The 12,970-nt window shown below is 55.0% G+C and carries 12 protein-coding genes; 5 read left to right on the top strand and 7 right to left on the bottom strand.

The genetic code is table 11. The annotated features are described in order from the left end of the window. The 5 genes from ABYA77_RS11475 to ABYA77_RS11495 form a co-directional block, all read right to left on the bottom strand. On the bottom strand, nucleotides 1-584 hold a 584-nt coding region (locus ABYA77_RS11475; RefSeq protein WP_372966112.1), incomplete at its 3' end, for a carboxyl transferase domain-containing protein. Nucleotides 585-768: 184 nt separating this feature from the next. Then, nucleotides 769-1,935 (bottom strand): isovaleryl-CoA dehydrogenase, encoded by a 1,167-nt coding sequence (locus tag ABYA77_RS11480; RefSeq protein ID WP_372966113.1) that lies wholly within the window; start codon nucleotides 1,933-1,935, stop codon nucleotides 769-771. 46 nt (nucleotides 1,936-1,981) lie between these two features. Then, nucleotides 1,982-2,404, bottom strand: a complete 423-nt coding sequence (locus ABYA77_RS11485) for a MerR family DNA-binding transcriptional regulator (RefSeq protein ID WP_372966114.1) — start codon at nucleotides 2,402-2,404, stop codon at nucleotides 1,982-1,984. A 160-nt stretch (nucleotides 2,405-2,564) separates the two neighbouring features. Beyond that, nucleotides 2,565-4,154: a fatty acyl-CoA synthetase gene (locus ABYA77_RS11490; RefSeq protein WP_372966115.1), complete on the bottom strand. Its 1,590-nt coding sequence runs from the start codon at nucleotides 4,152-4,154 to the stop codon at nucleotides 2,565-2,567. 112 nt (nucleotides 4,155-4,266) lie between these two features. Beyond that, nucleotides 4,267-5,274, bottom strand: a complete 1,008-nt coding sequence (locus ABYA77_RS11495) for an AraC family transcriptional regulator (protein ID WP_372966116.1) — start codon at nucleotides 5,272-5,274, stop codon at nucleotides 4,267-4,269. Between the two features lie 120 nt (nucleotides 5,275-5,394). On the opposite strand from ABYA77_RS11495, the gene ABYA77_RS11500 reads away from it, so the two are divergent. The 5 genes from ABYA77_RS11500 to ABYA77_RS11520 are packed head-to-tail and all read left to right on the top strand — an operon-like array spanning nucleotide 5,395 to nucleotide 10,917. Continuing rightward, on the top strand, nucleotides 5,395-6,537 hold the full coding sequence (locus ABYA77_RS11500) for an acyl-CoA dehydrogenase family protein (protein WP_372966117.1): 1,143 nt from the start codon (nucleotides 5,395-5,397) through the stop codon (nucleotides 6,535-6,537). A 31-nt stretch (nucleotides 6,538-6,568) separates the two neighbouring features. Beyond that, nucleotides 6,569-7,756 (top strand): beta-ketothiolase BktB, encoded by a 1,188-nt coding sequence (gene bktB, locus ABYA77_RS11505; protein WP_372966118.1) that lies wholly within the window; start codon nucleotides 6,569-6,571, stop codon nucleotides 7,754-7,756. A 28-nt stretch (nucleotides 7,757-7,784) separates the two neighbouring features. Next, nucleotides 7,785-8,546 (top strand): SDR family NAD(P)-dependent oxidoreductase, encoded by a 762-nt coding sequence (locus ABYA77_RS11510; RefSeq protein WP_372966119.1) that lies wholly within the window; start codon nucleotides 7,785-7,787, stop codon nucleotides 8,544-8,546. A 22-nt stretch (nucleotides 8,547-8,568) separates the two neighbouring features. Next, on the top strand, nucleotides 8,569-9,717 hold the full coding sequence (locus tag ABYA77_RS11515; RefSeq protein ID WP_372966120.1) for an acyl-CoA dehydrogenase family protein: 1,149 nt from the start codon (nucleotides 8,569-8,571) through the stop codon (nucleotides 9,715-9,717). A gap of 18 nt (nucleotides 9,718-9,735) precedes the next feature. Continuing rightward, nucleotides 9,736-10,917, top strand: coding sequence for an acetyl-CoA C-acyltransferase (locus ABYA77_RS11520; protein WP_372966121.1), 1,182 nt, complete (start codon nucleotides 9,736-9,738; stop codon nucleotides 10,915-10,917). Nucleotides 10,918-10,985: 68 nt separating this feature from the next. Here ABYA77_RS11520 and ABYA77_RS11525 read toward each other — a convergent pair whose 3' ends face one another. Further along, the gene (locus ABYA77_RS11525; RefSeq protein ID WP_372966122.1) at nucleotides 10,986-11,267 is read right to left on the bottom strand and encodes an ACT domain-containing protein; all 282 of its coding nucleotides are present in this window, start codon (nucleotides 11,265-11,267) and stop codon (nucleotides 10,986-10,988) included. Continuing rightward, nucleotides 11,264-12,958, bottom strand: coding sequence for an acetolactate synthase 2 catalytic subunit (gene ilvG, locus ABYA77_RS11530; protein ID WP_372966123.1), 1,695 nt, complete (start codon nucleotides 12,956-12,958; stop codon nucleotides 11,264-11,266). Before ilvG ends, ABYA77_RS11525 begins: the two co-directional genes overlap by 4 nt. Between the last annotated feature and the right edge of the window lie 12 nt (nucleotides 12,959-12,970).

Genomic DNA, 12,970 nt, shown 5'->3' on the forward strand with positions numbered 1-12,970 from the left:
ACATAGGCGCCACCGGCGGTACACAGGCCCATGACCACGGCAATCTGGGGAATGCCTTCGGCGGACATGAGTGCCTGGTTGTAGAAGATGCGGCCGAAGTGGTCCCGGTCCGGGAAGACTTCGTCCTGGCGGGGCAGGTTGGCGCCACCGGAATCCACCAGGTAGATGCAGGGCAGGTGGCAGGCCATGGCAATTTCCTGGGCCCGCAGGTGTTTCTTGACGGTCAGGGGGTAGTAGCTGCCGCCTTTCACTGTGGCATCGTTGGCGATGATCATGCATTCGATGCCGGATACCCGGCCGACGCCGGTAATTACGCCGGCTGCAGGCACGGCTTCGTCATAGACGTTGTAGGCGGCCAGTTGTCCCACTTCCAGGAAGGGGGAGCCGTCGTCCAGGAGCCGGTTGATGCGTTCTCTGGGCAGCAGTTTGCCCCGGGCGATATGGCGTTCCTGGTAGGAGGGGCCGCCGCCCTGCTGGATGGTGGCGACCTTGTCGCGCAGGTCGGCAACCGCTTCGGCCATGGCGGTGTAGTTGGCCTGGAATTCGTCCGATCTGGGATTGATCTTGCTCTGAAGTATGGTCATTGTCCCAACCTCTGTTTCGGGGCGTCCGAGGGTGGAGGGCATACCTCCCGGGAACCGCTACGAGCACATCCATGTGCGCTTGTTTCAGGCCATCCCTGGCCTTCAACATTCCCGGGAGGTACGCCCCCCACCTCATTGGTGCACCGGGGGCGTTATAGTCCGTAAATCGATGTGATAGGTCGTTTTACTTGTTCAGGAACAGTTCCCGACCAATCAGCATCCGGCGGATTTCCGAGGTTCCGGCTCCGATTTCATAGAGCTTGGCGTCCCGCAGCAGGCGGCCGGTGGGGTATTCGTTGATGTAGCCGTTACCGCCCAGAAGCTGGATAGCATCCAGAGCCAGTTTGGTGGCCATTTCTGCGGAATAGAGGATGGCGCCGGCGGCGTCTTTGCGGGTGGTCTCACCCCGGTCGGCGGACTGGGCCACCATGTAGACGTAGGACTTGGCGGTGTTCATGTAGGTGTACATATCCGCCACCTTGCCCTGAACCAGTTCGAATTCGCCGATGGCCTGGCCGAACTGTTTGCGTTCACGGATATAGGGCACCACCACGTCCATGGCCGCCTGCATAATGCCGAGGGGGCCGCCGGAGAGCACGATGCGTTCATAGTCCAGACCGCTCATCAGCACTTTGGCACCGTTTCCGACGCCGCCCAGGACGTTTTCTTTGGGTACTTGGCAGTCTTCAAAAACCAGTTCGCAGGTGTTGGAGCCGCGCATGCCGAGTTTGTCGAGTTTCTGGTGGCGGCTAAAGCCTGGGGTGTCCCGCTCTACGATGAAGGCCGTGACGCCTTTAGAGCCGCCTTGTGGATCGGTTTTAGCATAGATGACGTAGGTGTTGGCGTCCGGGCCGTTGGTGATCCACATCTTGTTGCCGTTGAGGATGTAGTGATCGCCTTGGTCGCGGGCGTGGAGTTTCATGGAGATAACGTCAGAGCCGGCGTTCGGTTCCGACATGGCCAAGGCGCCAATGTGTTCGCCACTGATGAGCTTGGGCAGGTATTTTTGCTTCTGTTCTTCGGTGCCGTTGCGGTGAATCTGGTTGACGCACAGGTTGGAGTGGGCGCCGTAGGACAGGCCCACGGAGGCAGAGGCCCGGCTGATTTCTTCCATGGCGACGACGTGAGCCAGATAACCAAGGCCAGAACCTTCGTATTGTTCACTGACGGTGATGCCCAGCAGGCCCATATCGCCCATTTTTTTCCAGAGATCCATGGGAAATTCGTTGCTGCGGTCGATTTCTTCGGCTCTTGGGGCGATTTCGTTGGTGGCGAAACGGTTAACCTGTTCCCTCAGGCTGTCGAGGGTTGCGCCAAGACCGAAATTGAACTCTGAGTATTGTGATTTCATGGTTTGTACCTTTTGTTCTTGTTTAATGTTGGCGTTGGCAACCGGTTTAATCGGGGTCAGACGTTGCTTTGGTCTGCTGGCGCTGTCGCAGCTCTTCGAGCGCTTGTTTGCATCGGGCGTGGTGGTTGTCGAGTTCGATTTCCATCATGGCGATGTCGTGTTTTTGTTGTTCGAGTTGAGCACGCCTGTGTTCCACGACTTCCATGGCTTTCAGCAGTTGTTTTTCTGTACCGGTGGTGGTGGCGTCCCACAGGGCGAAAAGTTCCCGGATCTCAGCGATTGAAAAACCCATACGTTTACCGCGTAAGGTCAGTTTCAGGCGGACTCTGTCCTGGCTGCTGAAAATGCGCGTCTGGCCTTTGCGGGCTGGGTGCAACAGGCCTTCGTCTTCGTAGAAGCGAATGCTCCGTGTGGTGACATCGAACTCTTTGGAGAGTTCGCTGATACTGTAAGTGGGTTTTTCGCTCATGCCGGTTACCTCGTTTGTTTTGAGGTTAGATGAAGTTTACGTAAACGTAAAGTGAATTGGTTGGCAGATTGGGACAGGTTCAGGAAAGAAATACGCTGGAGTAAACCGTAAGGTCGTAAAAAAGCCCATCCCCATTTATGGGACGGGCTATAGGGATAGCTTAAGCTGTTGTGACGCCGAAGGTTTCTCGCAGTTTGCGTTTGAGTAATTTACCTGCACTGTTCTTGGGGAGCGCTTCCACAAACTGGATGTGTTTGGGGATTTTGAAACGGGCTAACCGGGCGCGAGCGTGTTCCAGCAGGGCTTCGGCATCTTCTGGGTGGCCGTCACGTACGACGACGATGGCACAGATGGCCTCGATCCACTTTTCGTCGGGTACGCCGATCACCGCGACTTCAGCTACGGAGTCATGTTGGTACAGAGCTTCTTCCACATCCCGGCTAGCCACCAGAACGCCGCCGGTGTTTACCACGTCTTTAATTCGGTCAACGATGTAGATGTACCCTTGTTCGTCGCGGTAGCCAAGGTCACCAGAGTGAAACCAGCCGTTACTGAAGGCTTCTTCGGTGGCTTCAGGCTTTTGCCAGTAGCCAACCATCAGTTGTGGCGATTGATGCACCAGCTCTCCCTGTTCTCCGGGCTTGCAGTCTTCGCCGGTGGCCGGGTCGATAATCCGGGTCATCACGGTTTGCAGTGGCTTGCCGGCAGAGGTGGGGCGTTCGGCATGCTCTTCCGGCCGCAGAACGGTTGCCAGCGGTGCAATTTCACTCTGGCCATAGCAGTTGTACAAGCCGGCCTGGGGAAGTTGCTGGCTCAGTTGCCGGACAACTTCGCCAGGCATGATGGATGCACCATAATAGATTTTGTCCACGTGCTGCAGCTTGCTTGCATCGAAATGTTTGTACTGCAGCAACGATATCCAGACGGTTGGTGGTGCGAATGATGCGTTCAGTTGCTCGCTGGCGAGTAGCCCCAGAATAGCGTCTGGGGTTGGTGTGTTAATTATCCGGGTATAACCGCCAGTGAGCAGCATGGGCATCATGAATACGTGCATCTGGGCCGAATGGTACAGCGGCAGGGCGGCCAGGCATCGGTCGCTGGATACAATATTCAGATGGTATTGGGCAGCACTGTATTCGGTCAGCAGTGAGCGGTGGGTATGCATGGCACCTTTAGGGTCTGACGTGGTGCCTGAGGTATACAAAATCTGCACCACGTCTGTCTCAGACAATTCGAGCTCCGGTGGCAGGGAGTTGGTGTCTGAGCGGGCCATGGCGAGTATGTCATTGGTGTTGTCGACGCTGTGCAGGGTGCCGTTCAGCTCAATGTTGACGGCTGAAGCCACCGCGCTCACCTGTGCCTCCATATCTGCATCGTAAAACAGCGCACGGGCACCAGACTGGTTCAGTACGTAGATCAGTTCATGCTGAACCAGTGCGTAGTTGACTGGCACGTGAATCAGGCCGGCCTTGGTGCAGGCAAGCCATAGCAACACGTAGGCATCAGAGTTTTTGCCATAGGCGGCCACCCGGTCCCCTTGATTCAGTCCAAGGGACAATAGCTGGTGGGCCACCCGATTGCTGGCGGCTTCAAGATCAGTGTAGCTCCACTGGCGGTCAGCGAAGGCCAGGGCGATTTTATCCTGATGGCAGCTAGCCGAGCGTGCTATGGCATCGCCGACAGTATTACGCAGGGCTCGCTTAATTGTGCTCTGGCTTGGGGTAGCCAGGGCGTTTCCGGAATCATCCATGTTCTACCTCTTGTGTTTGTTTTTGTGTTGATCTGGCTGACATTAAGACAAACACGGGCATGGGGGGGGAATGACTCTGCTGGTCGAAAAATTTGACCTGATCCGACAATCGCTATTGGCTTTGGGTGCCCCTCCATCGGGCCGGCGATAGCCCCGTCCAGCGTTTGAAGGCTCGGGAAAAGGCGGCAGTTTCTGAAAAACCTAATTGTTCGCTGATTTCGGCAATGCTCAGGTTTTCACTGGTCATCAGCCGCACAGCGTGTTCCCGACGCAGAGATTCTTTGATCTTACGTAGCGAGGTGCCTTCGTCTTGCAATTTACGGCCAATATTGCGAGGTGTCATGTGCAGGAGTTCGCCCAGCGCGTTAAGCCCGGGCATGTCTGCATAGTTGTAGCGGGTGAGCAAAGCCTGAATACGTGCACGCAGGCTTTCGTCCTGACTGGGTCGATGAAGGATGTAAGCGGGGGCCGCCTGAAGGAATTGCCGCAACTCCTGTTCACCGCGCACGATGGGCAGATGGAGGTATTTTTCATGCAGCAAAAAACCGCACGTCGGCTGATCAAATTTCAGCTCACCCGGGTACATTGCCCGGTACTCGGCTTCGTGGTCCGGGGCGGGGTAGCTGAACTGGGTGTGGGCAAAGGGAACTTGCTGATCCACTAGCCAGCAGGACAGTCGCTCCCACATCAGGATCAGGAACTCCTGAAGCAGGTGGTCGGTATCTTTACGGGCGTCTTTCAGGTGCAGGCGGAAGAAAATCTGCTTGTCCTGAGTCTCCATGGCGATGTCGATATTGCTGCAGATGATCCGGTAAAAATGTGCGCTTTTGCGCAGTACTGCACCCAGTGTGGCTGACCCCAGGCAGTATTCGCACATCAGAGCGAAGGTGCCGTTGTTGCATCGCTCTGATGACATTCCCAGAAATTCATCCTTGGTGGCTCGCCAGACTGCTTTGATCAGCTCGGTCAGCTGCTGTTCAGTGATCAGCTGCTCCGGGTGCTCTAGCCAGTTGACGGGGACACCGGCCTGAGCCAACAGGGTGTGAGCCTGATGGCCTTGGCGTTCAGCCCCGCGAATGGCAGCTTGAAGGTAGTGATTGGCAATATGGGGCTTGGCCATTGTTATGAGAAATACCGCCTAACAGGTCAAATTTTTCGGCAAGAAGGGTCATTCTAGACCCAGGCCATACGGAGTTAAATGACAGGATCATTTATTCATTCAATAACGGCGGGGGCGCCCATGTCGGCAGAACAGTCAGAAATCGAACTTTTTCAGACCATGATTGTCCGGGCTCTGGAACTGGAAGTAGCACCATTCTATGAGCAGTGGGAAGAAGCTGGAGAGGTTCCCCGGGGCTTGTGGTACACGCTGGGGGAAGCCGGAATGCTGGGCATTGATATGCCGGAAGAATACGGTGGTGCCGCGTCTGGATTTGAAGTCAGCCAGATGGCTATTGAGGAAATTTCCCGCATGGGCTTCGGTGGTCTGGCTTCTGGTTATAACATCCACTCCAACATCGTCATGCCCTATATTCTGCATCTGGGCAATGAGCAGCAAAAGCAAGCCTGGTTGCCGTCAATGGTATCGGGAGAGGTGCTTGGTGCCATTGCCATGACTGAGCCCGGTGCGGGTAGTGATTTGGCGGCTATGCGAACAACCGCTGAACGTACTGACGAAGGCTGGAAAATTAACGGAGCTAAAGTGTTCATCACCAATGGCTTGCAGGCTGATTTGGTGATTGTTTGTGCCAAGACTGACCTGAAAGCCGGCGCCAAAGGGGTGTCATTGTTTCTGGTGGACACTAGCCTGCCGGGCTTCTCTCGCGGTAAGGGCATTAAGAAAATTGGTCAGCACGCCAGTGATACTGCTGAGCTGTTTTTTTCGGATCTGATTGTTCCCGAAGATGCTTTGTTGGGCGAAGAAGGGAAAGGATTTGCCTATCTTATGCAGGAACTACCCCGGGAGCGGTTGGGTGTTGGTGCACAGGCGATTGGCGCGTCTGAAGGTGCATTGGCGCTGACTGTGGATTATGTGAAGCAACGTCACGCCTTTGGTCAGCGGATTGCTGATTTTCAGAACACTCGTTTCAAACTGGCCGAGGCTCGTGCGCGTATCGAGATGGCCCGCGCCTACCTGAACCAGTGTGTTGCGAAATACCATCAGGGCACCATGAACGCGACCGACGCTGCGGTTCTGAAACTCATGCTCACCGAAATGCAGTGTGACATCGCTCACGAATGCCTGCAGTTGTTCGGCGGTTACGGCTATACCGTGGAATATCCGATTTCCCGTTTCTTTGTGGATGCCCGGGTGCAAACCATTTATGCAGGCACCTCTGAAATCATGAAAGAGGTGATAGCCCGTTCCATGCTGGGCAAATAATGATTCCGACAACCGTTTTCAGGAGAAATGTATGAAACTGACAGAGGTAGTGATTCTTGATGGTGCCCGTACTGCCATCGGTAGTTTTGGCGGCAGCCTTAGTTCAATGGCTCCGGCCGATATGGGTACGGTCGTCGCCAGAGAAGCCATTAGCCGGGCGAACGTGCCTGCTGAGGATATCGACCACTCTGTATTTGGCCACATCATTACCACTGGCCCTCAGGATGTCTATCTGGCCCGACATATTGCCTTGAATGTAGGCATGCCACAAAGCTCGGCGGCGCTTAACGTGAATCGATTGTGTGGCTCTGCTGTTCAGTCAGTCATCAGTGCTGCTCAGATGATTATGCTGGGCGACAGCAAAATAGCGTTGGCAGGTGGCGCAGAATCCATGAGTCAGGGGGCATATCTTTTGCCTGATGCACGAAAGGGGCTGCGCATGGGTGATGGCGGGGTAGTCGATATGACGTTGGGGATTTTGAGTGACCCGTTTGGTAGTGGCCACATGGGGATGACCGCTGAGCGCATTGCTGCTAAATACGGCCTGACCCGGGAAGATCTGGATGTTTTCTCTGCAGAGAGTCATCGTCGCGCAGCAAACGCTATCGAGAACGGCTATTTTGACAGTCAGATTGTGCCGGTGACGGTGAAACAGGGCCGTAAGGATGTGGAGTTCAAGCAGGATGAGCATGTTCGTCCGGGCACGACTACAGAGAGCTTGTCTGCACTTAAACCTGTGTTCACTAAAGATGGCATTGTGACTGCCGGAAACGCGTCAGGCCTGAATGATGGTGCTGCAGCGATGGTACTGACCACCGCCTCTGAAGCCGAAAAGCGCGGTTTGAAAGCTCGTGGCCGTTTGGTGGGCTACGCCTTTGCCGGGGTAGACCCGGAAGTCATGGGGCTTGGTCCGATTCCCGCCGTGCGCCAGGTGCTCTTACAAACTGGCCTGTCGGTGGCTGATCTTGATGTGATTGAATCCAATGAAGCTTTTGCTGCTCAAGCCATGGCGGTTAGCCGCGAGCTTGGACTGCCTGATGATAAGGTCAATCCGAACGGCGGTGCCGTTGCTATGGGACACCCGGTGGGGGCCACTGGATCTATCCTGATCATCAAAGCGCTGGCTGAACTGGAACGTACAGGAGGCCGTTATGGACTGATCACCATGTGCATTGGGGGTGGGCAAGGCATCGCGCTGATCGTTGAACATCTGGCGTAATCCCCTCAACTAACAAAGGATATAGATTATGGATTTCAAAGGTATTCCGGCCATCGTGACCGGAGGAGCTTCAGGGCTGGGTGAAGGTGCGGCTCGGGCGCTGGCCGCAGCCGGTTGTAAAGTGGCTATTCTGGACTTGAACAAGGAGCGAGGTGAGCAGATAGCTGCCGAGCTTGGCGGTATTTTTGTTGAATGTAACGTGGCTTCTGAGGAAAACGCTGAAGCGGCAATGAAGGCTGCACGGGACACCCATGGCCTCTGCGGTATTGCGGTGAGCTGTGCAGGTATTGCGCCGGCTGCAAAGATTCTTGGCCGTGACGGCGTGATGCCGCTGAATCACTTTAGTAACGTTATTCAGGTCAACCTGATTGGTACCTTCAATATTCTGCGTTTGGCGGCTGCAGACATGGCTCAGCGTGAAGCCAATGCCGATGGCGAGCGTGGCGTAATCATCAACACAGCTTCGGTGGCGGCTTATGAAGGCCAGATTGGCCAGGCGGCCTACAGTGCGTCTAAGGGAGGTGTGGTATCGCTGACTTTGCAGGCGGCTCGGGAACTGGCCCGTGAAGGTATTCGGGTGAACACCATCGCACCGGGGCTGTTCCTGACCCCGATGATGGCCGGCATGCCCCAGGATGTTCAGGATAGCCTTGCTGCAACTCTGCCATTCCCGAAACGACTCGGAAAGCCGGAAGAGTTTGGCATGATGGTGGATCAGATGGTGCGCAACCCGATTCTCAACGGTGAGGTTATCCGCCTCGATTGCGCTCTGCGCATGGCTCCCAGATAACCCTTAACGATAGGCACGCGATATGACTATTTCCGTTGACCAAGAAGAGCTGAGGCTGTTTCGGGATTCCGTTGTTAAAGCTCTGGAAGCCGAAGTGGCTCCACACTACGACGCTTGGGAAAAATCCGGCATTGTGCCCAGGGCGTTGTGGAATACCCTCGGTAACGCCGGCATGTTGTGCGTGGATATACCCGAAGACTGTGGCGGCTGCAGTGCGCCTTTTCAGTATTCTGTGGTCGTTGGGCAAGAACTGGCCCGCATGGGGTTCGGTGCTTTGTCCACCAATGTGATGGTGCACTCGGATATTGTAGCGCCGTACCTAAGCCATATCGGAAACGATGTGCAGAAACACCAATGGTTGCCGAAAATGGTCTCCGGTGAAGCTGTTGGTGCTATCGCCATGACAGAGCCGGGTGCGGGTAGTGACCTGCAGGCCATGCGTACCAGTGCGGTAAAAGATGGTGATGACTACATTTTGAATGGTTCCAAGACCTTCATCACCAACGGCCAGCATGCGGACATGGTGATTGTGGCCGCCAAAACGGATCCGGCAGCTGGTGCCCGAGGTATCAGTCTGTTTCTGGTAGATACCTCTTTGCCAGGCTTCAGTAAGGGGCAAAATATTGAAAAGATCGGCCAGCATTCCGGTGATACATCGGAGCTGTTTTTTTCCGATATGCGCGTACCTTCTTCAGCCTTATTGGGTGAAGAGGGACAGGGGTTCATGTATCTGATGCGGGAGCTGCCCCGTGAGCGTCTGGTGATTGGTGCGCTCGGGGTTGCCGCTGCTCGCGGCTCTCTGGATATGACCATCGCCTACGCGCAGGAACGAGAGCTGTTCGGTCAGAAATTGGGTCAACTGCAGAATACTCGTTTCGAAATCGCCCGAATGGAAACCGATTATCGCGTGAATAAGGCCTTCGTGGACCAGTGTATCCGCGAGTACGAAGACGGCAAGCTGGACGCGCCGACTGCGTCCATGGCCAAGTACAGTGCTACGGAAATGCAGTGTCGGGTCGCTGATGGCTGCCTGCAATTGTTCGGGGGTTATGGTTACACCCGCGAATACCCGATCTCCCGCAATTTTACTGACGCTCGGGTACAGCGTATCTATGGCGGTACTTCGGAAGTGATGAAAGAAATTATCGCCCGATCGGTACTTGGGCGCTGATTACAGAGGACACAATCTATGAACAAAAACGACGTAGTCATCGCCGGGTCTGCCCGGACCCCGATGGGTGGAATGATGGGCTCATTAAGCTCCGTACGCTCTCCGGAACTTGGTGCTATTTCTATTAAAGCAGCCATTGAGCGTGCTGGGCTGCAACCGGCCGACATTGAAGAAATTATTATGGGCTGTGTTCTGCCTGCAGGTCTCGGCCAGGCACCTGCCCGTCAGGCGTCGCGAGCCGCCGGTATTCCCGATAGCTCCGGCTGCACGACGGTTAACAAAATGTGCGGTTCCGGTATGCAGGCCATCATCATAGCTCATGATCAGATCAAAGCCGGCACCAATAGCATCATGATCGCTGGTGGCATGGAAAATATGAGCCAGGCGCCATACCTGTTACCTAAAGCCCGTGCCGGTATGCGTATGGGGCATGGTCAGGTGATGGACAGTATGTTTCTGGACGGACTGGAAGATGCCTACGAAGGTGGTTTGATGGGCGTGTTCGCTCAGCGCACGGCAGATGAGCTCAACATTTCTCGTCAGGCCATGGATGAGTTCTCCATCGGTTCCCTGCAAAAATCATTGGCGGCCATTGAAAATGGCTGGTTCCGTGATGAAATTGTACCCGTCACCATTTCCGGCCGCGGCGGGGATACAGTCGTCAACACTGATGAACAGCCGGGTAATGCCAAACCGGAAAAAATTCCGAACCTGAAACCAGTATTCGCTAAAGACGGTTCAATCACAGCGGCCAACTCAAGCTCTATCAGTGACGGCGCTTCCGCCGTGGTACTGGCATCGGCAGCGGAAGCGGAGGCTCGGGGTCTGACCCCGCAGGCCCGAATTGTGGCTCATGCTACCCACGCCCGCCTGCCAGCAGAATTTACTCTGGCTCCTATTGGTTCCATTGAAAAAGTGCTGAAGAAAGCGGGTTGGAGTCTGGATGACGTAGACCTGTTCGAAATCAACGAAGCTTTCGCTGTGGTCACCCTGGCGGCTATCAATAAACTCAACCTGCCTGCCGGGAAGGTCAACGTGCATGGCGGCGCTTGCGCTCTGGGGCACCCTATTGGTTCATCTGGCTCCCGCATCATCGTTACCCTGATCAACGCGCTGAAGCAGCGAGGCCTGAAACGGGGTGTCGCTTCCCTGTGCATTGGTGGTGGCGAGGCAACGGCGGTGGCCATCGAAGTACTTTAGATAGGTACAAGCTTTATACATAGGGTTTCAGTTGTGCTGGAGGGCTTACCAGCACAACTGGAACCCTTCTATGCAGAGACTGAACGAACCGGTGCAGCCTGTTCGTTCAAAGTTACGTTAACAACGTTATGCAGCTTTTCCAGCTGTGAGCGTAACATGGCGACCGGCCTACAGCCCTCCAGAGTCAAAGAAATGTCCAGCTGGTCATCTGAAGATTCCATAGACATCCGCGCAATCCTGAATCCCCGAACCCGAACCACCTGGCACAGGCGTTCTAGAGCCGCGGCCTCCTGTTGCATACGGCAATTTAATGAATAACTGGGCATAGAATTCTCTGCTGACTGGTTCATGCTACCTGTTCCTTAGTTGTGGTACGTCGCGCTTCATCGATCATCTCGTTATTGCTGCCGCCAGGTTTAACTATCGGCCACACGTTCTCTTCACGGCTGATGGCAACGTGCAGCAGCATTGGCCCGTTATAGGCCAGAATCGTCTCAATCCCCCTGCGCATTTGATCTGTACGCTCGATGTGTAAGGCAGGGATATCAAACGCCCGTGCCATGGCGACAAAGTCTGGATTGTCATCCAGATTGATATGGCTTTCCCTGTTGTTGTAGAACAATTCTTGCTGCTGGCGAACCATGCCCAGGCATTGGTTATCAAGAATGATCAGCTTTAGCGGTAAGTTGTAACGGCGAATCGTGGCTAACTCCTGTGCGTTCATCATGAACGACCCATCGCCTGTTACATTGATAACAGTACTGTTGCGGTCGGCAAACTGGGCACCAATGGCTGCGGGCAGACCGAAGCCCATGGTGCCCAAGCCGCCACTCGTCAGGTGATGACGTGGGTGGTCGAATTCGTAATGCTGGGCAACCCACATCTGGTGCTGACCAACATCGCAGGCGATGATTGTGTTATCTGGCGCAATCCTGGACAGTTGGCGGATAAATGCAGGGCCAGCGATGGGGGCCAGCGACTCTTCGTTATCTGCAGCTTGAAAACCACCGGTAGTGCGCCAGGTTTTGCACTGTTTCTGCCATTCGCTGATGGATAAAGGTTCTTGTTTTATGGCGTGCGCAAAGGCGCCAAGAATCTGGTTTAAGTCGCCTCGCATGGATAAGTCAGCCGGGCGAAGCTTGTTGATCTCAGCAGCGTCGGTATCGATATGAATCATGCGGGCCCTGGGGGCAAACCCGTCAAGTTTACCGGTGGCCCGGTCATCCAGACGAGCACCAACAACGAATAGCAAGTCGCATTCATCAACGGCTTTGTTCGCAGCGCGAGAACCGTGCATGCCCAGCATGCCCATGTTGTATGGGCTACCTTTACCTGAGTTGCCAATGCCCTTGAGTGTTACAACGGCTGGCATGCCAGAGGCCAATGCGAAGTTGCGGAAGTTTTCTTCCGCATGGGCCAGCGAAACTCCGCCGCCACTATAGAGTAGCGGCCGTTTGGCAGAGCGCAGCATAGCCATGGCTTGGGATATATCCGTCTCTTGGGCTTCAGGCTTTTTAGTTGTCGGGCTGGCAGGCGAGGTTATGTCAGTGAGCAAAATATTCTTCGGAATATCAATCCAAACCGGCCCCGGGCGACCACTTTGAGCCAAGGTGATGGCTTCTTCCAATATCGCAGGCAAGGACTCAGGGTCATCTGCCAGATAGCTGTGTTTAACGATGCCCAGGGTCATGCCCAGAATATCGGTTTCCTGAAACGCGTCGGTGCCAATCAACGGAGACGGTACTTGTCCGGTGATAATGAGCATAGGGGTGGAATCCATATAGGCATTGGCAACGCCGGTGATCAGGTTGGTCGCACCTGGGCCGGAGGTGGCAATGCAAACACCAATCTCACCACTGGCACGGGCAAAGCCATCAGCGGCCAGGGCGCAGGCCTGTTCGTGGCGGCACAGCACATGCTCTACTCCGACATCATCAACCAGGGCATCGTAGAGTGGCATAATGCAGCCGCCCGGATAACCGAAAACTGTGTTGATGTTGTGGCGGTGGAACGCTTCAAGAATGTGCTGTGCGCCGTTCATGTTCGTTTTCCT

It is taken from the genome of Marinobacter sp. (genome assembly GCF_041595835.1).
Classification (GTDB): domain Bacteria; phylum Pseudomonadota; class Gammaproteobacteria; order Pseudomonadales; family Oleiphilaceae; genus Marinobacter.